This window comes from Methylobacterium sp. WL103 (genome assembly GCF_008039885.1).
GTDB lineage: Bacteria > Pseudomonadota > Alphaproteobacteria > Rhizobiales > Beijerinckiaceae > Methylobacterium > Methylobacterium cerastii.
This window is the reverse complement of record NZ_VRUX01000004.1, coordinates 1-25,355: the sequence shown is the minus strand read 5'-3', so window position 1 is coordinate 25,355 and position 25,355 is coordinate 1. Positions and strand designations below refer to the sequence as shown.

Annotated in this window: 28 protein-coding genes and 1 tRNA gene; 15 read left to right on the top strand and 14 right to left on the bottom strand. The window is 65.7% G+C overall.

The features are described 5' to 3' along the window. Positions 1-60: 60 nt before the first annotated feature. The 3 genes from FV222_RS00750 (at position 61) to FV222_RS00740 (ending at position 2,373) form a co-directional block, all read left to right on the top strand. Positions 61-795: a dienelactone hydrolase family protein gene (locus FV222_RS00750; RefSeq protein ID WP_147812626.1), complete on the top strand. Its 735-nt coding sequence runs from the start codon at positions 61-63 to the stop codon at positions 793-795. Positions 796-834: 39 nt separating this feature from the next. Then, the gene (locus FV222_RS00745; RefSeq protein WP_147812625.1) at positions 835-1,209 is read left to right on the top strand and encodes a VOC family protein; all 375 of its coding nucleotides are present in this window, start codon (positions 835-837) and stop codon (positions 1,207-1,209) included. 288 nt (positions 1,210-1,497) lie between these two features. Next, complete coding sequence (locus tag FV222_RS00740) at positions 1,498-2,373, top strand: SDR family oxidoreductase (RefSeq protein ID WP_147812624.1); 876 nt, start codon at positions 1,498-1,500, stop codon at positions 2,371-2,373. Between the two features lie 99 nt (positions 2,374-2,472). Here FV222_RS00740 and msrA read toward each other — a convergent pair whose 3' ends face one another. Then, on the bottom strand, positions 2,473-2,979 hold the full coding sequence (msrA, locus tag FV222_RS00735; RefSeq protein ID WP_147812623.1) for a peptide-methionine (S)-S-oxide reductase MsrA: 507 nt from the start codon (positions 2,977-2,979) through the stop codon (positions 2,473-2,475). Between the two features lie 457 nt (positions 2,980-3,436). Here msrA and FV222_RS00730 point away from each other — a divergent pair, with 457 nt between their 5' ends. After that, positions 3,437-3,991, top strand: a complete 555-nt coding sequence (locus FV222_RS00730; protein ID WP_147812622.1) for a metallophosphoesterase — start codon at positions 3,437-3,439, stop codon at positions 3,989-3,991. Positions 3,992-4,049: 58 nt separating this feature from the next. Here FV222_RS00730 and FV222_RS00725 read toward each other — a convergent pair whose 3' ends face one another. From FV222_RS00725 to FV222_RS00715, 3 genes are all read right to left on the bottom strand, one after another. Next, positions 4,050-5,468, bottom strand: coding sequence for a TadE/TadG family type IV pilus assembly protein (locus FV222_RS00725; RefSeq protein WP_147812621.1), 1,419 nt, complete (start codon positions 5,466-5,468; stop codon positions 4,050-4,052). Positions 5,469-5,612: 144 nt separating this feature from the next. Beyond that, positions 5,613-6,008: a hypothetical protein gene (locus FV222_RS00720; protein WP_147812620.1), complete on the bottom strand. Its 396-nt coding sequence runs from the start codon at positions 6,006-6,008 to the stop codon at positions 5,613-5,615. A gap of 661 nt (positions 6,009-6,669) precedes the next feature. Continuing rightward, positions 6,670-7,371 carry a GAF domain-containing protein gene (locus tag FV222_RS00715; protein ID WP_187277148.1) on the bottom strand — a complete coding sequence of 234 codons (702 nt, stop codon included), beginning with the start codon at positions 7,369-7,371 and terminating at the stop codon, positions 6,670-6,672. A gap of 394 nt (positions 7,372-7,765) precedes the next feature. On the opposite strand from FV222_RS00715, the gene FV222_RS00710 reads away from it, so the two are divergent. Both FV222_RS00710 and FV222_RS00705 read left to right on the top strand, forming a co-directional pair. Continuing rightward, a complete protein-coding gene (locus tag FV222_RS00710; protein ID WP_246685258.1) occupies positions 7,766-8,467 on the top strand; it encodes a sigma-70 family RNA polymerase sigma factor in 702 nt (233 codons plus the stop codon). A gap of 233 nt (positions 8,468-8,700) precedes the next feature. After that, positions 8,701-8,949 carry a hypothetical protein gene (locus tag FV222_RS00705; protein ID WP_187277147.1) on the top strand — a complete coding sequence of 83 codons (249 nt, stop codon included), beginning with the start codon at positions 8,701-8,703 and terminating at the stop codon, positions 8,947-8,949. Positions 8,950-9,425: 476 nt separating this feature from the next. Here FV222_RS00705 and arsH read toward each other — a convergent pair whose 3' ends face one another. Beyond that, positions 9,426-10,178 (bottom strand): arsenical resistance protein ArsH, encoded by a 753-nt coding sequence (gene arsH, locus FV222_RS00700; RefSeq protein WP_147812618.1) that lies wholly within the window; start codon positions 10,176-10,178, stop codon positions 9,426-9,428. 47 nt (positions 10,179-10,225) lie between these two features. On the opposite strand from arsH, the gene FV222_RS00695 reads away from it, so the two are divergent. The 3 genes from FV222_RS00695 to FV222_RS00685 all read left to right on the top strand — a co-directional run bounded on the left by FV222_RS00695 (position 10,226) and on the right by FV222_RS00685 (position 12,329). Next, positions 10,226-10,573: a metalloregulator ArsR/SmtB family transcription factor gene (locus FV222_RS00695; RefSeq protein WP_147749977.1), complete on the top strand. Its 348-nt coding sequence runs from the start codon at positions 10,226-10,228 to the stop codon at positions 10,571-10,573. Continuing rightward, entirely contained in the window at positions 10,573-10,971 is a 399-nt protein-coding gene (gene arsC, locus FV222_RS00690) for an arsenate reductase (glutaredoxin) (protein WP_147749978.1), read from the top strand. The genes FV222_RS00695 and arsC overlap by 1 nt, the downstream gene beginning before the upstream one ends. A gap of 62 nt (positions 10,972-11,033) precedes the next feature. After that, complete coding sequence (locus FV222_RS00685) at positions 11,034-12,329, top strand: arsenic transporter (protein WP_147749979.1); 1,296 nt, start codon at positions 11,034-11,036, stop codon at positions 12,327-12,329. A 119-nt stretch (positions 12,330-12,448) separates the two neighbouring features. On the opposite strand, the gene FV222_RS00680 is transcribed toward FV222_RS00685, so the two are convergent. The 4 genes from FV222_RS00680 to FV222_RS00665 all read right to left on the bottom strand — a co-directional run bounded on the left by FV222_RS00680 (position 12,449) and on the right by FV222_RS00665 (position 17,740). Then, positions 12,449-12,658 carry a hypothetical protein gene (locus tag FV222_RS00680; RefSeq protein WP_147749980.1) on the bottom strand — a complete coding sequence of 70 codons (210 nt, stop codon included), beginning with the start codon at positions 12,656-12,658 and terminating at the stop codon, positions 12,449-12,451. A 202-nt stretch (positions 12,659-12,860) separates the two neighbouring features. Next, positions 12,861-13,151, bottom strand: coding sequence for a hypothetical protein (locus FV222_RS00675; RefSeq protein WP_246685257.1), 291 nt, complete (start codon positions 13,149-13,151; stop codon positions 12,861-12,863). Between the two features lie 40 nt (positions 13,152-13,191). Next, positions 13,192-16,329 carry a CusA/CzcA family heavy metal efflux RND transporter gene (locus FV222_RS00670; RefSeq protein WP_147812617.1) on the bottom strand — a complete coding sequence of 1,046 codons (3,138 nt, stop codon included), beginning with the start codon at positions 16,327-16,329 and terminating at the stop codon, positions 13,192-13,194. Between the two features lie 7 nt (positions 16,330-16,336). Beyond that, the gene (locus tag FV222_RS00665; protein WP_246685256.1) at positions 16,337-17,740 is read right to left on the bottom strand and encodes an efflux RND transporter periplasmic adaptor subunit; all 1,404 of its coding nucleotides are present in this window, start codon (positions 17,738-17,740) and stop codon (positions 16,337-16,339) included. Positions 17,741-17,892: 152 nt separating this feature from the next. On the opposite strand from FV222_RS00665, the gene FV222_RS00660 reads away from it, so the two are divergent. The 6 genes from FV222_RS00660 to FV222_RS00635 all read left to right on the top strand — a co-directional run bounded on the left by FV222_RS00660 (position 17,893) and on the right by FV222_RS00635 (position 22,668). After that, the gene (locus FV222_RS00660; protein WP_147749982.1) at positions 17,893-18,570 is read left to right on the top strand and encodes a response regulator transcription factor; all 678 of its coding nucleotides are present in this window, start codon (positions 17,893-17,895) and stop codon (positions 18,568-18,570) included. Beyond that, a complete protein-coding gene (locus FV222_RS00655) occupies positions 18,563-19,945 on the top strand; it encodes an ATP-binding protein (RefSeq protein ID WP_147749983.1) in 1,383 nt (460 codons plus the stop codon). Before FV222_RS00660 ends, FV222_RS00655 begins: the two co-directional genes overlap by 8 nt. A 233-nt stretch (positions 19,946-20,178) precedes the next feature. After that, complete coding sequence (locus tag FV222_RS31760; RefSeq protein ID WP_281406850.1) at positions 20,179-20,307, top strand: hypothetical protein; 129 nt, start codon at positions 20,179-20,181, stop codon at positions 20,305-20,307. 99 nt (positions 20,308-20,406) lie between these two features. Then, positions 20,407-20,991, top strand: coding sequence for a DNA starvation/stationary phase protection protein (locus tag FV222_RS00650; RefSeq protein ID WP_246685255.1), 585 nt, complete (start codon positions 20,407-20,409; stop codon positions 20,989-20,991). 388 nt (positions 20,992-21,379) lie between these two features. Continuing rightward, positions 21,380-21,967, top strand: a complete 588-nt coding sequence (locus FV222_RS00640) for a cytochrome b/b6 domain-containing protein (protein ID WP_147812616.1) — start codon at positions 21,380-21,382, stop codon at positions 21,965-21,967. A gap of 5 nt (positions 21,968-21,972) precedes the next feature. Then, the gene (locus FV222_RS00635) at positions 21,973-22,668 is read left to right on the top strand and encodes a VIT family protein (RefSeq protein ID WP_147812635.1); all 696 of its coding nucleotides are present in this window, start codon (positions 21,973-21,975) and stop codon (positions 22,666-22,668) included. A gap of 54 nt (positions 22,669-22,722) precedes the next feature. On the opposite strand, the gene FV222_RS00630 is transcribed toward FV222_RS00635, so the two are convergent. The 5 genes from FV222_RS00630 to FV222_RS00610 form a co-directional block, all read right to left on the bottom strand. After that, positions 22,723-22,920: a polyhydroxyalkanoate synthesis regulator DNA-binding domain-containing protein gene (locus FV222_RS00630; RefSeq protein ID WP_147812615.1), complete on the bottom strand. Its 198-nt coding sequence runs from the start codon at positions 22,918-22,920 to the stop codon at positions 22,723-22,725. Between the two features lie 164 nt (positions 22,921-23,084). Further along, positions 23,085-23,708, bottom strand: a complete 624-nt coding sequence (locus tag FV222_RS00625) for a 2,3-bisphosphoglycerate-dependent phosphoglycerate mutase (protein ID WP_147812614.1) — start codon at positions 23,706-23,708, stop codon at positions 23,085-23,087. Between the two features lie 205 nt (positions 23,709-23,913). Next, positions 23,914-24,005 (bottom strand) — tRNA-Ser (locus tag FV222_RS00620). Between the two features lie 13 nt (positions 24,006-24,018). After that, entirely contained in the window at positions 24,019-24,858 is an 840-nt protein-coding gene (locus tag FV222_RS00615; RefSeq protein WP_246685254.1) for a glycosyltransferase family 2 protein, read from the bottom strand. Between the two features lie 5 nt (positions 24,859-24,863). Next, on the bottom strand, positions 24,864-25,355 hold a 492-nt coding region (locus tag FV222_RS00610; RefSeq protein WP_147812613.1), incomplete at its 5' end, for a fatty acid--CoA ligase family protein.

Sequence of the window (25,355 nt, the reverse complement as noted above, 5' to 3'; positions counted from 1 at the left end):
ATCAGGAAGGTGCGCTTCCCAGCGAAACCGCCGGCCGCATTGCACGCCTGGAGCCATTTCATGCCGTACGAACAAGTGACCGTCCGGACCCACGACGGCGCATGCCCCACGCATGTCCTAACGCCCGGAGGCACTGGCCCGTGGCCGGCAGCGATCATGTACATGGATGCCGGCGGGATACGGCCCGCCATGGTCGAAATGGCGCAGCGTCTCGCGGACATCGGCCACGTCGTGCTGCTGCCGGACCTGTTCTACCGCTACGGGCCCTACGAGCCGTTCGTGCCTGCGGAGGTGTTCAAGGGCGACTTCCGAGCCATCCTCGGTCCGCTAATGGCTACGACCGGGAACGACAAGGCCGCCCAGGATACGGGTGCACTCATTGCCTACCTCGATACGCGCAGCGACGTCGTGGGGCGCCATGTCGGCGCTGTTGGCTTCTGCATGGGCGGGGGCATGGCGCTCGCCGCGGCGGCCGCATTCCCGGACCGCTTCGCCGCCGTGGCGAGCTTCCACGGCGGGAACCTCGCCACCGATGCGCCGACCAGCCCACACCGGGGGGCACCGCATATCAAAGCGGAGGTCTACGTCGCGGCGGCCGAGAACGACCGGAGCTACCCGCCCGAGATGGCCGCCAAGCTTGAGGAAGCGCTGACCGGCGCCGGCGTGACGTTCCGCACGGAGACCTACCGGGCCGAGCACGGCTGGATGATGCCGGACTTTCCCGTGTACGACCGAGAGGCCGCCGAGCGTGGCTGGAGCGAGCTGAGGGCGATGTACCAGCGCACGCTCCGTTGACCTTCGGAGCGGCGATCGGTCAACCTATGGAGGGAAGGCATGTTCACCCACGTCATGATCGGCAGCAACGACCTTGAGCGGGCCAGGGTCTTCTACGACGCCACGTTCGCCGCGTTGGGCGGCCAGCCTGGCGAGATGGATGCCAGGGGCAGGCTGATCTACGTTCACGAAGACGGTCGCCTGATGATCACCAAGCCGATCAACGGCCAAGCCGCGACCCCGGCCAACGGTGGCACAATCGGCATCGCCGCCGCGAGCCCGGACCATGTTCTCGCCTGGCACAGGGCAGGCACCGAGCATGGGGGCAACGCAGTCGAGAGCCCACCCGCCGAACGCCCGAACGGTGCCTTCGTCGCCTACCTCCGTGATCCGGACGGAAACAAGCTGACCGCGCGATCCAAGCCGACGGAATGACCTCCGGCTCGTCCTCGGTGGGTTCACCGAAATCTCATCCGGGCATCAGGCCCACATTCGCCCGGGACGGGCGCCTGCGAACGACGAGGGTGATGACGGGCGTTGGAGACAGATGCGGCGTGACGCGGCATCGTTACTCGCTGGAGGGAATCCGTTAACCATTTGGAATAGTCCGAGGGCCCGGTTCCGGCTCGCGTCCCATGTCGAAAGGCCGGACTGGCATGCGACGTCGACAGGAACACCACCGGGGGCATCCTGTTGGGTCGGCATCCCCTTCGGAGATATGCCATGACGACCGATCCCCTGCATAAGTACCCACGGCCGCCGTTCGAGGCCCAGCCCCAGGGCTTTCCCGGCAAGACCGGCAAGATGACCCCCGAGCCAGATCACGGCGAAGAGAGCTACAAGGGCTCCGGCAAGCTTTCCGGTAAGGCGGCACTGATCACCGGTGGCGACAGCGGCATCGGACGGGCGGTCGCCATAGCCTTCGCCCGCGAGGGAGCCGACGTGGCCATCTCCTACCTGCCCGAGGAGCAGGCGGACGCCGAGGCGGTCCAGTCCTGGATCGAGAAGGCCGGGCGGCGGGCGCTCCTCCTGCCGGGTGACCTCAAAGACCCGGCCTATGGGCGCGAGATCGTGGCACGCACCGCCGAGGCGTTCGGCGGCCTCGACCTCCTCGTGAATAACGGCGCCTTCCAGCAGCCGAACGAGGGGTTGGATAGCATCGAGGACGCGGTGTTCGAGGACCACTTCCGCACGAACGTCTTCGGCCCGTTCTACGTAACGAAGGCGGCCGTGGCCCACATGAAGCCCGGTGCCTCGGTGATCTTCACCTCGTCGGTGAACTCGAAGCACCCGATGCCGTCGCTGCTTGCCTACAGCGCTACGAAGGGCGCCCTGAGCAACATGGTGCTGAGCCTCGCTCAGTTGCTGTCCGAGAAGGGCATCCGCGTGAACGGCGTCCTGCCGGGGCCGATCTGGACGCCCTTCATCCCCTCCGGCATGGACCAAGACTCGGTGAAGTCGTTCGGTTCGAAGGTGCCGTTCGGCCGCCCGGGCCAGCCGGCGGAGCTCGCCTCAGCCTACGTGATGCTGGCCTCCGACGAGAGCAGCTACACCTCGGGGGCCCTGGTCACCGTGGCCGGTGGAATGCCCATCCTCTGACCAAGCCGTATCGCGGCCGTCGGCCTTTCCGGCGGCTCAGCGTCATTGAGGGAGGCCATGCAACGTGGCACGGCCTCCCGAGCACCAACTTAGGCGACCTCAGGCCTCGACCCGGACCGGCAGCGTCCAATTCGGCCTGACGAAATGGCAGGTGTACCCGTCGGGCCGGCGCTCCAGATAATCCTGGTGCTCCGGCTCGGCCTCCCAGAACGGCCCCACCGGAGCGACCTCGGTGACCACCTTCCCGGGCCAGAGCCCGGACGCGTCGACGTCCGCGATGGTGTCCTCGGCGACGCGACGCTGGTCATCGTCGACGTAGAAGATCGCCGAACGATAGCCCGAGCCGCGGTCGTTGCCCTGGCGGTTCGGGGTCGAGGGATCGTGGATCTGGAAGAAGAACTCCAGCATCCTTCGAAAGCTCGTCCGTGACGGATCGAAGGTGATCTCGATGGCCTCGGCGTGGGTGCCATGATTGCGATAGGTCGCATTGGGAACGTCGCCGCCGGAGTACCCGACACGTGTCGCTACGACCCCCTCCTGGCGCCGGATCAAGTCCTGCATGCCCCAGAAGCATCCGCCGGCCAGCACGGCCCTTTCATTGCTCATCGCTCGATCCTTCGCGCTTTCCGATGGCCTGAAGGTGGTTGCCAACCTTCGTTTTGCCCAGTGCCACGCCCTTCAGGCAACGGTGCGGCTTCGTGGCGGGGCTCCGCCTTCCGACTGAAGCCCCCCGTCCGAGCCGACATGCATCACCTGCAGGGCCAGTCCCCAACTTCAGCCAACCAGCACGACGCCCCTGCGCCCGTAGATCTTCCGGTCGATATCGCCGACGATGAAGTGCGCCACGTCGGCCCGTGAGCTCAGGCTGCACACGGAGCTGGTGCAAGGGTGGCCTTTGCCAGTGGATCCCGTCCGGTTCATCCTTGTCGGACGGGCGCCGGCGATGCGATCACTACCGCCCGACAGGAGCGCTCGACCGATGAAATCCAGGGACTTGCACCTTCACCCCTGACCTCGGAGCGCCGCGCAAAGCGAAAAGGCCTCCGTTATTTTGGAGGCTTAAATGCCAAGAACCTTGCTGACGGCTGACACCCATTTTGGGCACAAGAGCATGCTCAGCCCCCGCATGCCTCGACCCCGTCCCTTCGAGACCATCGAGGCCCACGACGACGCCCTGGTCGTCGCCTGGAACAAGGCTGTCAGACCGGACGATATCGTCTGGCACCTCGGTGACTTCGCCCACAAGTGCAGCTTGGAGTATGCCGCCTCCATCCAGGTTCGCCTGCACGGTCGCATCCACCTGATCCGGGGCAACCACGACCACGGTCTTGGTGACCGCCTCCGATGGGCCGGACCCGTCGTAGACGTCCAACGGATCTTCGTCCAGGACCCGGGCATGCCCCGACGCCAGGCGCTTTGGGCAAGCCATTATGCGCACGTGACGTGGCCTCATGCCTGGCACGGCGACCTTCACATCTACGGCCACTCCCACGGCAGCATTCCGGCCACCTCAACAAGCCTCGACGTCGGCGTTGATTGCTGGGATTGGGCGCCGGTTACGTTGGCTCGCATCCTGGAGAGGATGGCAGGGTCGCCTGCGACGGTCTCGCAGGTGTGATGCTATGCTTTTGGACGTCGGCCGGTGGTCGTGAGAAGCGAGCGGTGGCGAACGCTCATCATTGCGTCAGGAGCAGCCGGCCGGAGATCGGGCCGACGCCTTTCGGAACGGGCACGCTCGTTCCGGCGTAATTTGCGTTGAGGACGAGGTTCGGGCCTTCGTAGAGGTTGATCTGCTGGGCCACGATCACGGTGTAGGCCGACTGGTCGGCCACCGGCTTCGTCGAGTCGATGACGAGGCGCCCGGCCGGCAGGTAGATCGTGCCGAGCATGGTGCGGGCGTTGTCGCTGATGATGCGATAGGTTCGCAGCGGCTTGGTCAGGCCCAGGGGCGCAGGCGTCAGCGGAATGGAGACGCCGATATCCAGCAGGTTGGCGAGGATTGCCGGATCGAGCGGATTGGTCACCGTCGTCTGCTCGGCCATCAGCAGGCCGGCCATTTCGCCCGTTGTGGGAGCGGCGAGGCTGACGGTGGTTTTCTTGTCGAAGAGCAGGCCGCTCTGCTCGCCGGCGAAGAACAGGCCGACATCGATCCCGGTGAGCGTGGCGCTGTCCTTCACGATCAGCGGACCATCCTTGAAGACGAAGATGCCAGGCTTCAACGTGACAACGGCATTCTTCTTGATTTGCAGACCACCGCAATAGGTGCCTGGATCGAGAGTGATACTCTGGTCAATCGTCGGGATCTTGTTCAGGGGAAGCAGATTGAATGGAAAGGGTAAGCCCGAGCATGCGCCGACCGTCGAATTGGCCCGACCCTTCAGCGGATCCTCGATGACCGGGCAGCCGGCCTGCGGCGTTGGCATGAAGTTGGCTCGTGCGCCGGAATATCCGCCGGCCGAACAGATTGTGTCAGCCTTGGCGATGGAACTGGCGCCGCCCACCATGCCGAAGGCATTGACCGAATTGGAGTAGAGCGAACAGCCGTTCGCCGTGACTTGGGCGGCCTTCTGAAGATTGAATGCACCCATCGCGAGCGGATCGAGCGCCAGCATGCAAAGGCGCATCCGACCGACGACGCTTGCCTGGGCCTTCACCGCGATCTTCACGGCGGACAGGCCGACGAAGCTGCCGAACGTGAGCTTGAAGTTTTCTGACGCGGTCGCAGCCACGTTGGTCTTGTCGGAAGCGACGGTGACTACGACAGTCAGGGGACGGTCGGGAGGCGATTTTGCCTCGGACCGGATCGTCTGTTCGGCGACACTGCTCACTGCGGCCGTGTTCGACAAGGCGAGTTTTAGCGCGCTGCCGCCGGCTAGTGTTCCCGCATCGACGGCGCCCTGAAGCAGGTTCCGCCGGGCCGCCAGGCGAGCGAAGTCGATGCCGCCCCCGACAAGGCCGAGCAATACCGTCGAGACCAGGCCGAAGATGATGGCTACGGCGCCGCGGCGGTCATCGGCAAAACCTCGGGCGAGGCGTCGAACCCGATTGGGCGCCTTCGTCGAACGGGGCTGGTTGGCATCTCCACCCTGAACCATCCTCGATCGAGCCTCAGACCACCTTAGTCGATTAGGAGTCTAGGCAGAGAAAGATGATGCGGCCGTTAATTCCGGTCGAGACAAGAGCTTTAAACTGCCGTGATGCAGGAGGAGTTCGTCCCTCGTGGCTGATTTAGACGCTACTCATCGAGGGATCGCACCGCAGGGATAGGCCGCACGGAGGGCTTGCCTCATCGGGACGACGTAGACGACCTTCAGGTCGCCGGGATGACGTATAATATAAAGCGAAAAAGCCGTAACGGCATCGATCAGCTTGGTGTTTTCGGCCGGACAGATCGCGCCATCGGCAACCTCCGTCGCCAGCATGGTTCGAACGGCTCCTAAACATTCCCCAACGCGGCTCATTGTGACCGCATCCTGTCGCATTCGGCCCTTGCGCGAGAATTTGATGAATTGATTACAACCGTCGATAATGTCCTCTGCAGCATCGCCTGTCGGAGCACTGATGACAGGGCATAAAAGCAATGCCAGGATAAGCGGAATAGTAGCGAAACGGCCGAACAGGGCTAACGTTTTCATTGCGTTGAATGGTCGTCCCGGATCGGCGGATGAAGCGGCGGCGTAGCTTTAGGGACCGCTAGTTTTCACAATTAGGCCAAATATCCAAATAGTCCGTTTGTAAAACTCCACCATCCCATGGCGGGGCATCGTGCCCTGTTTTGGGACCGATCCGAGGGGTGGATGCAAGTTGAGAAACAATGCAAGGCATCGGGCGCGTGCTGAGCTGCCTTCTTCGGGTTTGACTGAAACTTCGACACTCAGGCGATTTCCCTGCAGGTGCCGTTTCAACCCCGGCCTGCATCCGTCGCGACCAAGAGACCGTTCGGCAGGGAGAAGGCGCGAAACGCCGTCAAGTCATTCATACGCTTGCTCATCTTCCCGCTATGTTGCGGGAGGAGACGGATCGCACGAATTCAACGCAAGCAAGCCGATCATCAGGATTAGTAACGCTTTGAAAATCATGCAATATTTCGGATGCGTACTTCAAAAACTGCATTCTATCCACTTTGGTCTGCAAGCTATTTCTGTCTGTATTGAGCGCCTCAGATATGCAATGTAATAATTGGTCTGATTTGCATTGAGGCGCGTTCATGTCCCTCTCTCTGGTTTAACTAGCATGATGCATTGGCAAATACAAGTTTATGTTTTCTAGTAACCTAGTGATGGGTAAGTTATTTTTTCAGTTCAGGTAGGCGCTCTCGCCTTCTTGCCGGCTTGCGATGCGACGACCTACATGCATCAGGCTTTTGCTAAGTAGTTTTTCGAGAACTTCATCCTGGATACCCTTCGCTATTATGTGGGCAGCCATCAAGCTATCTGCCGCGTCAAAGAGCATCTCATTCTCATTTGTGGCGCCCTGTACGTCAGTATGCTGACGTGCAATGAATTTTCGGATGTTAAGAAGTATTGTAGCTTGTCGTCCTAAGGCTTGTAGCCCCGCGATTTGTGTTTTTGTAAGTCCTTTGGCGTGCGGTTTCGTATCAAGGACGCATAAGGTTCCGACCCCGTAGCTTGCATCCATTCTTAAGGGTACTCCGGCATAGAACCGGAGCGATGCATCGCCGGTGACGAGTGCATTATCACGGGTCCGTATATCGCTTGTCAGGTCATTGATCACAAGCGTTTCTGGTTCAGCGAGCGCATACGCGCAGACTGAAAGCTCAACCGGCGTTTCGTCGACTTCGCTGCCGATCCGAGACTTGAACCATTGCCGATCAGCCGCCACGAGGGTAATGTTGGCAACTGGTGTATTGCAAATGATACGTGCAATCTCGGCGATGTCGTCGTACGCCTGCTCCGGTGTTGTATCCAATATGTTCAAGCTTCGAAGATCGTTCAGGCGGTCGGGATCTAAGATGACTGACCAGGGAGTTCCGCTCACTTGATCCACTCCTTGGCGACGTGAAGCGCCCCGTTGGGGTGCCACAACCTATGGACGAGCTCAACGATAATAACTACTAAAGGTTGCGTTCGCTGTGTGTGCAAGATCCGTTTCGGTTAATCGATCAAAATTCAGGGAGACATAAGCAGACGTTTAGCCGCCGGCAAAAGGTGTCGTGAGGTTATGATGCGGCCTCGACCTTGCAGACGCTACTTGCCGATCTGTTTTAGTGTTCGCACCAAATCGACTGTGACTGTCGGGGCTGGCCGGGTACTGACCTAGGACTGCCTCCCCGAACCCATGGGATCATGAACCATAAGCCCGGATTTCGTTTCACTGAGGTTCAGTTTTGAGCGACTCTAAGGAAGATCCACCCCCGGAGCCCGAACGACGCATGAGCATGTCCAGCCTCGGTCCCGACTCCTCATCGGTCCCTGTCGATGTCGACATTCCAGCCCACGTGCGCCGCCACTTGGGTAGCGAGTTGCAGGCTTACTATGCGGCTTCTCCGGATGGCGGCCTCCCCCTGCGCCTCTCACACCTCGTCCAGCGGCTGGAAGCGGCCGTGGCATCGACCGGGATCGGTGGAGGTGACTGGTTCCGCGGTGATTTGATCCAGGCAGTGCCGGCACTGAGGGGATTTGCCTTCTCCCTCAGTGGCGAGGCGACCCGGGCGGACGACCTCGTCCAGGAAACGCTCGTGAAGGCCTGGAGCAGCCGCGAGCGTTTCACGCAGGGCACCAGCATGAACGCTTGGCTTTTCACGATCTTGCGCAACCAGTTCTACACCGACATGCGCAAGCGGAAGCGCGAGGTCGAGGACGCCGATGGCGTTCACGCCAGCAAGCTTACGGCGCTCCCCGATCAGGAAGGCGTCGTGAACCTTCGAAGGCTTCGTGAAACGCTCGACCGTATCCCGGAGGCGCAACGTTCGGCGCTGCTGCTGGTCGGCGCGGAAGGCTACACCTACGAGGAGGCCGCCGAGCGGCTCCAATGCGCGGTCGGAACGGTGAAGAGCCGGGTCAGCCGGGCACGGGCATATCTATCCGAGACGCTCGGGCTCGGCGGCCTGGACAACGCGAACGTCGCCGCTTGACCCGGCCGTCAGGGCGTTGCGCTTGGGCGGGATCGACCGGCACCCTCATGTGGGAAGTTTCGGCAACGCGCCGAGGTGTGGCGGTTATGGCATCGACGCATCGCGAAAACCTCTCCTTGCTCTGAGGCGAGAGGATTTTACGAATGAACAGAGTCGCCGCCGTGCTGCTGCTAATCTCCGTGGGTCTCGGTGCCTGCCAGGGAACGACGTCTACGTCTCTGCCTACCGCCGCGATGCAGGAGGACCTGACACGGCTTAAGGCCGACCGGGATGCCCGTCGCATCTCCTACACCGAGTGGGCCGAGCGGACCCGGGCGGCTGCGCGCTCCACCGTTCCCCTCAGCCAGGAACAGGAGGCGGCGATGGAATATCGCACGCAGCTAGCCCGACGGGTCGATGCGGGCGATCTCACCGAGGCTCAGTTCGACCAGGAGAGCGCTCGTACGCTGCAGCGGCTGAAGGGCGGCAGGACCTCTTCCTGATCCGCATGTTCCGCGGCAGGCTTCTTCAGCTTGGTCGTGATCACCGGGCACCACGATGACGATCTCGATTTGAAGCCGTTCCCCGCGGTTTCGCGGGCATGAGCGGCTTCGGCACGACTGCTCATGAGGTCGGGGCGACCGGCAAGGGTCCTAACCCGCAAGGGAGGGCTCGATTACCCGATGGCGCGGCACCTGCGATGGCTACCTGGCCGCGATGGCCAGCGACAGGAAGTAGGCGAAGTAAACAAGCATCATGACGGCAGCGACACCGTCGAGGAGGTAGGACGGTACCTTCCGGTATGGGCCATCCTGGTGCCGAGGGCGGTCGCCTCAGTCATCGTCGATGTCGGGGGCGTGATCGTCCAGGCCTCGGCATGCCCATCCCGGGGCGCAATGGATCGGTCGCGTCACCAGACCCATACCGGGCCCGTCGATCCGACGTCATGCCAGCGATGTCCTGGCCCAGTCCGGAGCGATCACGCGGGTCGCTTCACGAACCCGATGTCGGCGGCCACGGACTTAAACCGCTCGGGCTCGCGCTCCTTCCGCTCGGAGTAGCGGTTGACGAGATAGTCGGCCCGCTCCCGGGTCAGGAGGGTGAACCGGAACAGTTCCTCGCAGACGTCGACGACTCGGTCGTAGAGCGGCCCAGGGTTCATCCGGCCGTCCTCGTCGAACTCCTTGTAGGCCATCGGGACCGAGGACTGGTTCGGGATGGTGATCATCCGCATCCAGCGCCCGAGCACGCGCAGGCCGTTGACCGCGTTGAACGACTGCGAACCGCCGGAGACCTGCATCACCGCCAGGGTCCGGCCCTGCGTCGGGCGCACCGATCCTTCCGACAGGGGGAGCCAGTCGATCTGGCTCTTGATGACCCCGGTCATGGCACCGTGCCGCTCGGGGCTGACCCAGACGTGGCCCTCCGACCAGATCGAGAGGTTCCGGAGTTCCTGAACCTTGGGGTGATCGGCCGTGGCGTCGTCGGGCAGCGGCAAGCCGCGCGCGTCGTAGATCCGCACCTCGCCGCCCATCGCCTCCAGCAAGCGCGCGGCCTCGTAGGCTAGGAAGCGGCTGAACGAGCGCTCCCGGAGCGACCCGTACAGGATCAGGAAACGCGGGGCATGGGTGAATGGCGTGGCCACCGCCAGGTCGGCGCTCGTCGGGACGACGAAGTGCCCCTCGCTCAGGTTCGGCATGCCATCGGCGAAGAGCTGTCGGGGCTTGTCCAAGACGTCTCATTCCTCTACGTTTCAACGATGGTTGAGATATTGACATCATGATGGACGAACGGCAAGCCGTCGCTGCCTTCGCGGCGCTCGGGCAGGAGCACCGCCTGCGGATCGTGCGCCAACTCGTCACCGCCGGACCTGACGGGATGGCGGCAGGCATGCTCGCCGAGGCAGTCGGGGTGTCCGGCACCAACCTGTCGTTCCACCTGAAGGAGCTGAGCCATTCCGGCCTGGTCACCTCTCGGCGCGAGGGCCGGTCGATCATCTACAGCGCCGCCTACCCGGACCTGTCGGAGCTCATCCAGTTCCTGATGAGCGACTGCTGCCAGGGCCGACCCGAGGTCTGCGGCCCGGCCATCGTCGCCCTATCCGCCTGCTGCGAGGGAACCGCCTGATGGACGTCGTGATCTACCACAACCCGGATTGCGGCACGTCCCGCAACACCCTGGCCCTAATCCGCAACGCCGGCATCGAGCCGCACGTGATCGAGTACCTCAAGACGCCGCCGAACCGCATCCTGGTCCGCCAACTCGCCGAGCGCGCCGGCGTCACGGTCCGAGATCTCCTGCGGGAGAAGGGGACGCCCTACGCCGAGTTCGGCCTCGCCGACACGTCCCTGTCGGACGACCGGCTTCTCGATGCCATCGAGGCACAACCGATCCTGTTGAACCGCCCGCTGGTTGTGAGCCCGAAGGGCGTCGCCCTCTGCCGACCGTCCGAGGCGGTCCTCGACCTCCTGCCGGCCCAGCAGGGCGAGTTCGTCAAGGAGGACGGCGAGCGCGTGGTCGACTAGCACGGGCGCCGCGTCGCCACCGCCTGATCGCTACACGTAATCAAGAACAAGAAACGGTCCCGATGCTCGCGCTCGCCATCTTCGTCGTCACCCTCGTCTTCGTCATCTGGCAGCCGAAGGGGTTCGGGATCGGATGGAGCGCCCTGATCGGAGCCGCGGTCGCGCTCGCCACCGGGGTCATCCACCCCGGGGACATCCCGGCGGTCTGGCACATTGTCTGGGACGCCACCTTCACCTTCGTCGCCCTGATCATCATTTCGCTTTTGCTCGACGAGGCGGGCTTCTTCCATTGGGCGGCCCTGCACATCGCCCGCTGGGGCGGGGGGCGGGGGCGCCTGCTGTTCCCGCTGGTGATCCTGCTCGGGGCCGCCATCGCGGCGGTGTTCGCCAATGACGGCGCGGCCCTGCTGCTCACCCCCATCGTTCTGGCCATCCTGCTGCGCCTCGACTTCAAGCCCGCAGCGGCCCTGGCCTTCATCGTCGCCTGCGGGTTCGTCGCCGACTCCACCAGCCTGCCCCTGGTGATCTCGAACCTCGTCAACATCGTCTCGGCGAACTTCTTCGACATCACCTTCAGCCGCTACGCCGCCGTGATGGTGCCGGTGAACCTCGTGTCTCTCGCCGCGACCCTGGTCGTGCTGTGGCTGTTCTACCGGCGCGACCTGCCGGCCACGTACCCGGTGGCCGAGCTCGAAGCGCCGCGGCACGCGATCAAGGACCCGCTGGTGTTCAAGGCGGCCTTCCCGCTCCTGGCCCTGCTGCTCGTGGCCTACTTCGTAACCGCGCCGTTCGGCGTGCCGGTCTCGGTGGTGACCTGCGCCGGCGCCCTCGTGCTGCTGGCGTTGGCCAATCGCAGCCGGGTCATCCCGATCCGCAAGGTGCTCGCCGGAGCTCCCTGGCAGATCGTCCTGTTCAGCCTCGGCATGTACCTCGTCGTCTACGGGCTGAAGAACGCCGGCCTGACCGATTACCTGGCTCAGGGGCTGACCTCGCTCTCGGGTCACGGACCGTTCGTAGCCACCATCGGCACGGGGGTCGCCGCCGCGATCCTGTCGTCGATCATGAACAACATGCCCAGCGTGCTGGTGGGCGCGCTTTCGATCCAGCAGGCCCCGGACCTGTCGCCCCTGATGCGCGAGCTGATGGTCTACGCCAACGTCATCGGCTGCGACCTCGGCCCGAAGTTTACGCCCATCGGGAGTCTGGCGACCCTGCTCTGGCTGCACGTCCTCGACACCAAGGGCCAGCGCATCACCTGGGGCCAGTACATGCGCGTCGGCTTGGTCATCACCCCGCCGGTGCTCCTGGTCAGCCTGGCGGCGCTGGCGCTCTGGCTGCCCGCGCTTGGTGCCGGGTAGCCATCCGATGGGCGCGGCGCGGCGCTGAGCCGTGATCTAGGACTTGGGAGTCATCCAAGTTCTCACCTTAAGCTCCTCTTGCCCGATGGGCGGGCGAAGGTGCCGGCGCGCCATTCCTTTCAATGGGCATCAGGCCCGGGTTTTGTACTCGACCGCGAGAGCGCACGTGCAAGGTCAACGACGCGTCGTCGGTCATCCGGGTCTTCGATGTCGAGCCAAGCGAGAACCAGTTCCCGCGCCCCGACCGTTTCGTGGCCGCGGCCTTGCGGGCCGCCATCGGCTAGCGCCGATGGATCGCAGCCGAGCAAATCCGCGATGCGCTTCAGCATCCCTCGCGTCCGTTCGGCCCTGTCGAGGCCGCCGTCATCATCCGTCGGCATACGCACCACTTTCCGCTAATGGTCATCACGGCGGCGGGGCGGTCGGCTCTTCGATGCAGGCGGCCGGGGACGCCATCGATAAGGGCTTCGTGAGCGCCTGCATGCCGAGCTTGGGGTGGCCGTTGCCCATCTGCCCGAACGATGGGGGGCCTTACGGCCGGACGACCATGGAAAACTTGGCGGCCAGCATCGCGCAGACCGCATCGTGGTGGCGCGTGGACCGTAGTCGTTCGAACTCCGTTACCCCCGATTGAACCTCCTCGGTGCCGCGGCGGCTGCCGAGGGCGTCGAAGCAGATGCGGGCCCGATCCACGATGGCCGGGTTGTATTCGGTGAAGCCACAAGCCGTCGAAGCCCTGCGCAGCAGGCCGTGCATCCTGAGGAAGCCGACGCAATCGACGTCGGCGGCGGTCGCGGATCGCAGGCCCGGTAACAGCAACATCACGGTAGCGAGGGCCGTCGCCGGCGCGACCCGAAGGCCCCTAGCCATCGGCGCCCGCCCGGCGACCGCCATGCGCCTCCAATTCCGGCTCGATATCACCGCGAGGTCGCCACGGAAGCCGGATATGCGCCAGGTACGGATAAACGGCCGGCAACACGACGAGGGTGAGGAGCGTCGCGGTGACGAGGCCACCGATCACCACCGTGGCCAGGGGACGCTGCACCTCGGCGCCGGCGCTGGTCGAAAGCGCCATCGGCAGGAACCCCAGTGCCGCGACCAGAGCCGTCATCAGGACAGGCCGCAGTCGCATCTCTGCGGCTCGAAAGGCTGCCTCGCGCGGGTCGAGGCCGACACGTTCGAGGTCGCGGATGTAGCTCGTCAGCACGACGCCGTTGAGGATGGCGATGCCGAAGGTGGCGATGAATCCGATCGCCGCCGAGATCGAGAACGGCAGCCCCCGCAGGTACAGGGCGACGATGCCGCCGGTCGCGGCGATGGGCACGTTCAGAAAGATCAGGCCCGCAAGCCGGATGTCCCCGAACATCACCACGAGGAGCACGAGGATCGCGGCCATGGCGGCTGGCACCACGACGGAGAGCCGGCTCGTGGCCTCCTGCAAGTTCTGGAACTGCCCGCTCCACTGCAGCGAGTACCGCGGCGGAAGGGGAACCTGCGCCTGGACCGCGGCTTGCGCGTCCCTCACGAAGCTCTGGACGTCGCGGCCGCGAACGTTGGCCTGGACCGAGATCCGGCGCTGGAGCTTCTCTCGACTGATCTGGGCCGGTCCCGTCGCCACGTCGACCGAGGCGACCAGCGAGAGCGGTACCAGCGCCTTTCCACTGCGCCCCACGGGCAGGTCGCGAATGCGGGCGATGTCGCTACGGTCGGCGGACTTCAGGCGGACCACGATGTCGGTGATGGAGTTGTCGTCGCCGTAGATCATGCCGGCGGTGCGCCCGCCGATGCTCTCCACCACGTCGAGGACGTCGCTGACGTTGACGCCGTAGCGGGCGGCCGCGGCCCGGTCGACCTGGATTGAGAGCGCCGGCATGCCGGCCTGGGCTTCGGCCTTCACGTCGGCCGCGCCCGAGACGCCTGAGACCGCGCGCACGATGGCGTCCGCCTTGTCCTTCAGCACCTTCAGGTCGTCGCCGTACAGGCTGATCGCCACGTCGCCGCGCACGCCCTCCAGCAGGTCGTCCATGCGCATCTGGATCGGCTGCGAGAACGCGTAGGACACCCCCGGCACCTCCGCCTGGAGGCGCTTGTCGAGGGCGGCGACGAGCCCCTCCTGGGTGGTCGCCGTCGTCCAGGTCGACGGGTCGGCCAGGGTGATGAAGCTATCGGTGGACTCTACGCCCATCGGGTCGGTGGGGATCTCGGCGCTGCCGGTCAGCGAGACGACCCGCTTCACCTCTGGGAAGCTTTTCAGGGTCCGCTCGATCCGGTGCATGACCTTGAGCGAGGCGTCGAGGTTGATGCCGGGCAGCTTCTCCGACGTGATGACGATGGAGCCTTCCGAGAGCTTGGGCAGGAACTCGCCCCCCAGGCGCGTCGCGAGCCAACAGCTTCCGGCAAAAAGGCCGAGCGTCACGAGGACGGTGAGGCTGGTGCGGCGCTCGGCGAGCCGAAGGACCGGCGTGTAGGCGCTTCGCGCCCAATGGACGAGGCGGGTCTCGCGTTCGCCGATGCCAGGGCCTGCCAGCACGATGGCGGCGAGCGCCGGCATCAGCGTCATCGTCAGGACCAGCGAGCCGGCGAGCGCCAGGATCACGGTGAGCGCCATCGGCCTGAACATCTTGCCCGCCACCCCTTCGAGGGCGAGGATGGGCAGGTAGACCATTATGATGATGGCCACCGCGAACAGGATCGGGCGCGCCACCTCGACGGTCGCCTTGCGGATGACCTCCTCGGCCGGACGCTCTGGGTGCTCCCCTCGGGCGCGCAGGACGTTCTCGATCATCACCACGGCGCCGTCGACGATGAGGCCAAAATCGATGGCGCCGAGGCTCATGAGGTTGCCCGACAGCCCGAACAGCCGCATCCCGGCGAACGCCATCAGCATGGACAGGGGGATGGCGGCCGCCACGACCAGGCCGGCCCGCAGGTTGCCGAGCAGCAGGAGCAGGACGACGATGACGAGCACCGCCCCCTCCATGAGGTTGTGCTCCACCGTGCGGATGGTCCGCGCCACCAGGGTGCTGCGGTCGTAGTACGGCACGATCTCGACGCCCGGCGGCAACTGCGGGCGCAGGGCCTCGATCGTCTGCTTCACGGCCACGACCACGGCGCTGGCATTCTCGCCCTGCTGCATCATGGCGATGCCGACGACGGTCTCGCCCGCCGCATCGTGCGTCACGGCACCGAGACGCACCTTCGGGGCTTCCACCACCTCGCCCAGGGTCGCGACCGTCACCGGCACGCCGCCGGGGCCGGTGGTCACGACGATGTTGGCAAGGTCCTTCGTATCCTTGGCGAGCCCCAGGCCGCGGATGACCTCCTGCTGGTCGTTGTGCTCGATGTAGGCGCCGCCACGTGCGGCGTTGTTCTCGCCAAGCGCCGTGTAGACCTGAGCCATGGTCACGCCGTAGCGGTGCAGGCTCTCGGCGGCGATGCGGACCTCGTAGGTCGGCATCTGTCCGCCGTAGACGTTCACGTCGGCGATGCCGGGGGTCAGCTTGAGCTTCGGCGCGATGGTCCATTGCAGGATGCGCTTCAGCGCCATCGGCGAGTAGCCCGGCCCCCGCACCTCGAACTGGTAGATCTCGCCTAAGCCCGTCGCCATCGGCCCCATCTCGGGATCGCCGACGCCGGCCGGCATCATGGTCTTGGCCAATGGCAGACGCTGGAACACCTGCGAGCGCGCCTCGGTGATCGACATGGCGTCGTCGAAGGTGACGTAGACCGCGGAGACGCCGTAGCGCGAGGTCGAGCGGATGCCCGACAGGCCCGGCGCCCCGGCCATCGCGTTCTCGACGGGGAAGCTCACGAGGCGTTCGACCTCAAGCGGGCCGAGGCCCGGCGACAGGGTGAGGACCATCACCTGCTTGGGCGACACATCCGGGACCGCGTCGATGGACAGGCCTTCGAGGTTGACGATGCCGCCGACCGCCCCGGCGAGCGCCAGGATCACGACGAGCCAGCGGCGGCGGATGAGGAGGGCGAACCAAGCGTTCATGGCGGCCTTAGTCCGTCGAGCCGAGGAGCGCGCGCATCAGGATGGCCTTGAGGCCGAAGCTTCCCTGCGTCGCCACCGTCTCACCCGCCGCCACGCCGGACGTCACCTCGACCCAGTCGGCGCGCTGGATACCGAGCTTGAGGTCCCGCTTCTCGAAGCGGTCGTCGCCGGTCCGCACGAAGGCGATGGGACCGCCCTCGGTCTGCTGGATCGCCGCGGCCGGAACCGTGACGCCCTCGCGCCCGAGGTCGGCGGCGATCTCGACGGAGACGAACATGTTGGCGCGCAACGTCCCGTCCGGGTTCGCGATCTCGATGCGGGCGGGGGCAGTATTGGTCGTCGGGTCGATGGCCGCGTTGACCGAGCGTACCCGTCCCTCGAAGCGGGGATGGGCCGTTACCGGGGCCTCGATGGTCGCCCGGTCGCCGGCCTTCACAGTGGCGATGTCGTGGCCGTAGAGGTTGGCCAGGACCTGGATCTGCGAGGGGTCCGCCACCGTGAAGGCGTCGCGGTTGGTGTCGACCACCTCGCCCAGGGTGATCCCGGCTGCCGTGACCACGCCGTCGATGGGCGAGACGATGGCGCTGGTGCCGGGGTCCTGTCCGGGCGCGGGGGCGAGACGCTCGTATTGCGCGCGGTAGAGGTCGACCTGCGACTTGGCGGACAGGGTCGCGGCATGCGCCTTGGCGAGTTCTACCTGGCGCCGGTCGACCTCGGCCTGGGCGACGCCGCCGATCCGGACAAGGTCGCTGCCGCGTTTGAGATTGATCTCGGCGACCTTCTCCGTCGCCTGCGCCTCGCCGAGGCTGGCCTGCGCCGCGGCGAGGCCGTTGCGCGCATCGAGAACGCCGGAGGCATCGAGGGTGGCCAGCGTCTGGCCGGCCTTCACCCGGTCGCCGGGCTGCACCGAGAGGCTGAGAACCCGACCCGAGGTGCGGGGCTTCAGGCGGGTGACCCGACGCTCGTCGAAGGCGACCATGCCGGGGGTTCGTACGGGTAGGATGATCCGGCGGGTCTCGGATTGCCCGAAGGCCAGTCCGAGGCGGCCCTGGCCGTCGGCATCGAGCCGGACGACGTTGTCATCGGTCGGCTGCTCTGAGGCGGCAGGGGTCGTCGTCGGAGTATCTGGCGCCGCCGGCGCCAACCCGACCGTCTGGAGAAGCGGTTCGACATAAGGCCGGACAGCGTCGCGATACCACCACCCGGCCAACCCGAGCGCGGCCAGACAAACGACCAAGACCCACCGCGAACGGAACCCGATCCTCGTGGATGCGGGACCGGGTGCCTCGGAGCCGATGGGTGTTTCCGTCGTGCCCGATGCAGCGGCATTCACCGATGCGCGTACCCCGCCACGGTCGACGATCTCGGCATCGCCGGTCCCGGGCATGTCGGTCTCCGCCTCCCTCAGCAAGATATCGGTCCAAACCAGATTAGAGCTATTCTAAGACATAGGGCGTGCGACCGCACCCGCCATTAAATTCGCGTTCACACTCGTGGTCCCGAGGCCGGCTCCGAACCACATCATGCAACGGGACAGGGGCGTGAGCCCGGGAGTGGACCGGGTTGGCGAAGCTGCTGCTGATCGAAGACGACGCCGCGACGGCCGAGGAGATCCTCGCCGACCTGCAGGGGCGTGGGCATGAGGTTGCATGGGCTGCTACCGGGCCCGCAGGCGCGGATGCGGCCCGTTCGGGGATCTGGAACGCCATCCTCCTAGACCGGATGCTTCCCGGCCTGGACGGGCTCACCCTGTTGCGTGACCTGCGCGCCGCCGGAGACCGGACGCCCGCACTCGTCCTGAGCGCGCTCGGCGACGTCGATGAGCGCATCCGCGGCCTGCGCGCCGGGGGGGACGACTACCTCGGCAAGCCCTTCGTCCTCGCCGAACTCGCGGCCCGGATCGAGGCCTTGCTGCGGCGGCCGACGGACTCCCGCGAGACGGTCCTCAGGGTCGGGACCTTGGAGCTCGACCTCATCGCCAGCACCGGTCGCAGGGGCGTGCGCGATCTCGACTTGCTGCCGCGCGAGCTCAAGCTGCTCGAATACCTCATGCGGCGGCCAGGGCAGGTCGTGACCCGGGCGATGATGTTCGAGGAAGTCTGGAACTATCGCTTCGCGCCTAAATCCAACCTCATCGACGTTCATGTCGGACGCCTGCGCAGGAAGCTTGAGGCCGAAGGCGAGCCGATGCTGATCCAGAACGTCCGGGGAGAGGGCTTCACCCTGACCCCCGATGTCTAGGCTCGTCCGTTCCTTCGCGTTCCGGTGGGCCCTGGGCATCGCCCTGTGGTCGACGCTCCTCTCGCTGCTGCTCTTCGCCTTCGTGTACTGGCAGACCGCGGCGTTCATGCAGGACGAGCTCGCCGAGGTCCTACGCCACGAGGCCCGGTACGCCGCCGGGGATACGGCCAAGGCAGCCACTCGCATCGAGACGTGGGTCAGCGAGGACCTGCACAGCGTCCACTTTGCCGGCCTGTTCGGTGCGGATGGCCGCAAGCTTACCGGCAACCTCGACGCCCGCCCACCGGAACTGCCCCTCGACGGCGAGGTCCACCGGATCGGCACGCAGGTGGCCATCGCGGGACGGCGCCTGCACGAGGAGCTCTGGTCGGCCGCCCGGTCCCTTGAGGACGGGACCGTGGTGGTCGTGGCCCACGATACCGACGAGATCGACCGCGCCAAGGCCACGGTGATCCGGGCGCTTGGCCTCGCCCTCGTCCCGACCCTGGCCTTCTCCATCCTCGGAGGCGTCCTGCTCGCCGGACGCGCCCGGCGACGCTTGGCATCCACGGAGGCGGCGGTCGCGCGGGTGATGCGGGGTGACCTGCGCCAGCGCCTGCCGGTCGGCGATGCCGGGGACGAGTTCGACCGTCTGGCACGGGACGTCAACGTAATGCTCGACGAGATCGAGCGCCTCATGGAGGAGGTGCGCGGGGTTGGCGACGCCGTCGCCCACGATCTCCGGACGCCGCTCACGCGCTTGAGGCTGCGTCTTGAGCGAGGCCGGGATCAAGCCCGCGACGTCGAGGACCTGCGGCAGGCGGTGGACCAAGGGCTGATCTGGATCGACCAGACGTTGGAGATGGTCACGGCGGTCCTGCGCATCGGCGAGATCGAGCACGGACGGCGCTGCGCCGCCTTCGGCCCGGTCGACCTAAAGCTCGTGGTGAGCGAGGCCGCGGAGTTGTTCGAACCCTTGGCCGACGAGAAGGGCATCGCCCTCGGCATCGGCATCGAGGAGGGAGCGTCTGCGGTCCGGGGCGACCGCAGCCTCATCTTCGAAGCAATCTCGAACCTCCTCGATAACGCGATCAAGTTCACCCCGACCGGGGGGCGCGTCGGTATCGGTCTCGCCTGGCGCGACGGCGTCGCTGTGGTGTCCGTAGAGGACACCGGTCCGGGCATCGCCGCAGGCGAACGCGACCACGTCTTCAAGCGCTTCTATCGTGCGGAACGTGCCAGGCAGACAGAGGGCAACGGGCTCGGCCTCGGCCTCGTCGCGGCCATCGCCAAGCTGCACGGATTTCCTCTCTCCGTTGGCGACGGTTCTCGCGGTGGATGTCGCTTCGAGATGGCATGCCCGACATCAGAGTGCCATGCGTCGGTCATGGGATGATCGACCAGCCTGCCTTCGAAAGCCGTCTCTAATCGAGCCCGGCCCCAAAGGTATCGCATCATGAGCGAAGGCCGCGGCTTCCAGGACGGATGCCACGTCCATCGCATTTCAGGCCATGACCAACCCGACCTTAAATTCGGTGTCATTTTCGAACGCTTCTAAACTGCGCTCGTTCTTGATGTACACATCGCCCGCCCCGGGCTTTGCCGCCTCCAAGGTCAAATCGGCACCTCATGAAGAACGCCCGTTTCCTCTCGGCCATGCTCCTCCTCGGCGCCCCCTTGCCGCTTCCCGTCCTCGCCAACGGAACGCCGACGGCCCCGAGCGCGATGAAGGTCCTCTCACGGATCGACCTCGCCTAGGCCGACCAGCCGACCGCCAAGAGCACCGACGACGTCCGCGGTTCCTCGCAGACCAAGACCACCAGCCTGCAGCCGGTCGGCGCCTTCCCGACCAACGAGATGACGACGCTTCCGGTCATCGGTCTCGACGGCGACGCGGACGCGATCAAGAAGGACGTCGCCGCCCTCCAGCAGACCCTGACCGAGCTGCAACAGCTCCAGCTCCAGACTAAGCAGGCGCACTGGAACGCCTCCGGCACCTTGTACTACCCGCTGCACCTGCTCCTACAGGAGCACTACGAGGGCCTGTCCAAGTACGCCGACACCATCGCCGAGCGCCTGCTCGCAGTGGGGGCCTCGGCCGACGGGCGCGCCAACACCATCGTGAAGACCTCCGGCGTTCCCGAGATCCCCGGTGGCTTCCTCGACGACGCCCAGATCCTGGTCTGGTTCACCAACGCCTACAAGCGGGTCGGTGAGGAGGTGAACGCGGCCATCAAGGCGACGGAACAGGTCGACCCGACCACCTCCAACCTCCTGCAAGAGGTCGAGCACGGCGTTGCCAAGTACCAGTGGCAGATGCGCGCCCAACTCCAGCGCACCAAGACCGACCCGAATACGGGCTGGGACCTCAACGACAACAAGCCGGTCGACCTGCAGGGTCAACAAGCGCCGAACGCGAGCGGTAGTTCGACCAAGCCCTGAGGCGTGGCGATGGCCCTGCCCGTTTCCGGACAGGGCCATCGACCGCTTGCGCTTTCTCTAAAGATTGGAATAGCTCTAATCTGATTATGGGTTGCCTCGACGCATCACGGATCTGGCGTTCCCTCACTCCGGTGCAGCAGACCATGCTGCGTCGCCTGGAGCGTGAAGGGTCGCTTCGTTTCCCCGGACCGTGGGAGATGCGCACGGTGCGCTCCCTGCTCGAACGCGGGTTCATCAAGCCGGGACCGCGCCGTGGCAACGCTCCGGGCCTTTGGTCTCTCAGCGCCAAGGGGCGTCGCCTCCTGCCGCGCCGGTCGTCCGAAGCGGCTTTGGCATCGAGCCATGTCGTCCCATCCCATGCCTCAACGGCCGTAGCGGACATGCAGCGATGAGTTCGAGCACGAGACGCGCCACCGTCGCCGGAAATCCAGGCGCGTCGGCCTACGACCGGGGCACCATCGCCCTGCACTGGCTGACCGCCGGCCTCGTGTTGGTCCTTTGGCTGATCGGCACCTTCCTCGAAGACATCCTGCCAAAGGGGGCCGTGCGCTCCGGGATCTGGTCGGCTCACTTCGACCTGGGCTTCGTCCTCACCGCCGTCATCGTCGCGTTGCCGCTCTGGAGATGGTTCGGCGGCCGCCGGCTTCCCGTAGAGGATCCGGGCGCCCTGCACATCTTGGCCAAGACGACCCATGCCGCCCTGTACGCGCTGCTCTTCGTGATCGCAGGGCTCGGCATCGCGAACGCCCTCGTGCGCGGCGTCACCATCGCTGGGCCGCTGGCGTTACCGGCCATCGGCGACCCGGAATGGCGCCGGCCGTTGACCCACTGGCACGGGGTCGCCGCCAACATCCTGATGGCGCTGGCGCTGTTCCATGCCGCTGCCGCGCTGGTCCACCACTACCTTTGGCACGACAACATTCTGCGGCGCATCCTTCCGAGCCGTGCCGCACGGCTCACCTCGGAAAGACGTTGAACGCAGTGCGCGCATCCCACGCAGAAAACCACCTTATCGACCGCATCGGATGGCTACGGGCGGCAGTGCTCGGCGCCAACGATGGGCTCGTCTCGACGGCCAGCCTGATCGTGGGCGTCGCCGCGTCCACCGCGTCCACCGGGGAGATCCTGGTGGCGGGCTGCGCGGGCCTCGTGGCCGGCGCGATGTCGATGGCGGCGGGCGAATACGTCTCGGTCAGCTCCCAATCGGACACCGAACGGGCCGACCTGGCCCGGGAGATCCGCGAACTCGAACAGGATCCCGAAGCCGAGCGCGACGAACTCGCTGCCATCTATGTCACCCGTGGCCTCGACCGGGACCTGGCCCTCAAGGTGGCCCAGCAACTCATGGCGAAGGATGTGCTGGGCGCCCACGCGCGGGACGAGCTCGGGATCTCCGAGTTCACGACCGCGCGTCCGGTTCAGGCAGCGCTGACATCCGCGGCGACCTTCTCGTCCGGAGCGGCGCTGCCCCTGGCGGTGGCGGCAGTCTCGCCGGCCAACCTGGTGGTGTACCTCGTTTCGGGGGCGTCCTTGGTCTTCCTGGCCATGCTCGGAGCCCTCGGGGCAAAGGCCGGTGGTGCCGAGATCCTGCGACCGACAGCCCGGGTAGCGTTCTGGGGCGCCCTAGCGATGGCTGCGACCGCGGGTATCGGACATCTCGTCGGAAACGCCGTCTAAGCGCTCCTTCCGTCGGCCGGGCCCACATGCATGGAACATCGAAGCGATGCTGCGTCAGTGGATACGATAGTTGATGCAAGCTTCAGTGACGTCCTGTCCGGTCTCGACGTCACGAACGGAAATGCGATGACCCTCCATCCTGAACCGTTGCAGGTCCTCGGCGGAGATGTAGGTCTTGCTGTCAGGATCATACAGCCGGGAGCCAGCGTAGCGCCTGAGTTGCAGGATGGGTTGCGGTTTCTTTCTCGGCATCGCTTCCAGAGGGCTGGCGTCGCTAGCAGTGCGACACATTCCTTACCTTGGAATGATTACATTCTGTGATCTGGGCGTGCAATCATCGACCGGATGTTCGTACGGTTCGATCGCCTTCGTCCGCCGCCAAACCCCGCGACCAATCCGCGGGGCACTGAGCGTCATCACCCGATGAGCCTTCGCGATACAATGGTGGTGTCCTGGGCGAACCCGTAGATCCGTATCGCCCCCGTCGCGAGTTCAAGGGACTCGACATCGCCCGCGCTAAGGCCTTCGATTGCCATCACCAGGGCCCGCAGCGCGTTGCCGTGGCCGACGACCAGCGTCGGACCGCGCATCGCCGCCGGCTGAATGTGCCTCAGGTGGAACGGTACGATCCGTGCGACGGTGTCCCTGAGGCTTTCGCCGTTCGGCGGCCGCCCCTCGTACGACCGACGCCAGTTCTCGACCCGTTCAGCCCCGAAACGTCGGTAGGCGGTCACCTTGTCGAGGCCACCGAGGTCGCCGTAATCGCGCTCGTCCAGCGCTGCGTCCTGATGGGGGACGAGTTCCGCCTGTCCAAGGACACCGAGTGCCAGCGCCGAGGTCGTGACGGCCCGCGTCATGGTCGACGTGAAGGCTGCCTCGAAGCGATGCCCTTCATCTCTCAGGATCGTCCCGACCGCGCACGCTTCCCGCCGGCCCTGTTCGGTTAGGGCAGGATCGAGCCTACCCGTGAAAAGGCCGTCCGCGTTGGCTTGGCTCTGGCCATGCCGGACCAGGACTAGGCGTCGCGACGGCTGGGTCATGGCTGACAATGGGGCTTGGTGAGCGAAAATCTTTGCTTCGAACCCCGGTCATTGGCCGCCAATGGGCAAAGCGAGCAGTCAGGAACGGACGTATGCGCCCAGGCTTTCCACAGGCAACTCCTTCGGGGACAAATCGGGGACAAATGGATTTTTTAGCCAGCCGAAAGCCCAGTCAAATCAAAGAGTTATGATGGGCAGTCGTAGATGGCGGAGACGGAGGGATTCGAACCCTCGATACCCATTTCTGGGTATGCTCATTTAGCAAACGAGTGCCTTCAGCCGCTCGGCCACGTCTCCAGCGTCGTCGGCTCTAAGAGGTCGGACCGGGGCGGTCAAGCGAATCTCGGGGCGGGGAGGCCGCGGAGGCCCTTCGGCGCTCGTAGTGTTTCGCGATGCGCAGGTGGCGCGAGATCGCGTAGTTCATCGCGGTGAGGAAGCCGTAGACGCCGCGCATGCAGTGGCGGCGGCCGAGATACGCCTTCAGGAAGTTGCCGGGCAGCTCGACGAACACTCGCCAGGTCGGGATCGCGACGCCGCGCGCCTCGAGGTCGTCGGCCTGCTGGTCGGAATAGCGGTTGAGCTTGTCGAGCTGGTCGCCGAGCGAGCGCACCGAGAAATGGTGGATCACCCCCTTCAGCCGCCCGGGCTCGACGCCGGGCTCGAGCGCCACGCGGTCGTGGACGGGGGAGGGCGAATAGCGCCCGCGGTCTTTCCGGTAGAGCCGCACCGGCGTCAGCGCGTAGGCCCAGCGGTGGGGGCGGCTCTCGCCGGGGAAGACCTCGGCGATGGCGATGCGCCAGGCGGCCTTGCCGGGCTCGCCCTCGGCGAACAGGGCGCGGATGTCACTCGCGAGGTCGGGGGGCACCACCTCGTCGGCGTCGAGGTTCAGGAGCCAGTCGTGGCGGCACCGGTCCTCGGCGAAGCGCTTCTGCGGGCCGTAGCCCGGCCAGTCGTTGTGGATCACCCGGGCGCCGAGCGAGGCGGCCAGCGCCTGAGTCCCGTCGGTCGAGCCGGAATCGACTACGACGAGGTCGTCGGTGAGGTCTCGCACCGCGCGGATCGTCGCGCCGATGCGGTCCGCCTCGTTGCGGGCGATGATGAAGACGGAGATCGGCAGGGCGATCGTGGCGTTCGGCGGGTTCGCGGTCACGCGCCTCAAGCTCCGGCCGCGGCGGCGAGCCGCTTGCGCTGCACCTTGCCGTTGGCGGTGCGGGGGAGGGCGTCGAGGAAGCGGATCTCGCGCGGGCGCTTGTAGGCGGCCAGCCGCTCGGCGCACCACGCGATCAGCGCGTCGGCATCCGGCTCCGCGCCCGGCTGCAGCACAACGAAGCCGCAGATCACCGACACGTCGGCCCGCACCGGCAACTCGGCGACACCGGCCTCGGCGACGCTCGGATGGGCGATCAGCGCGCCCTCGACCTCGTTGGGCGAGACGCGGTAGCCCATCGCATTCATCAGGTCGTCGTTGCGGCCCTCGAACCAGAGGTAGCCCTCCGCATCGAGGCGGGCGAGGTCGCCCCCGGCGAACCAGTCGCCGCGCATCACCTGCGCCTCCTCGTCGGGGCGGTTCCAGTAGCCGAGCATCAGGCCGGGCTCCAAGCGGTGGACGGCGAGGAGGCCGGTCTCGCCGGGCGGCAGCGGCTCGGG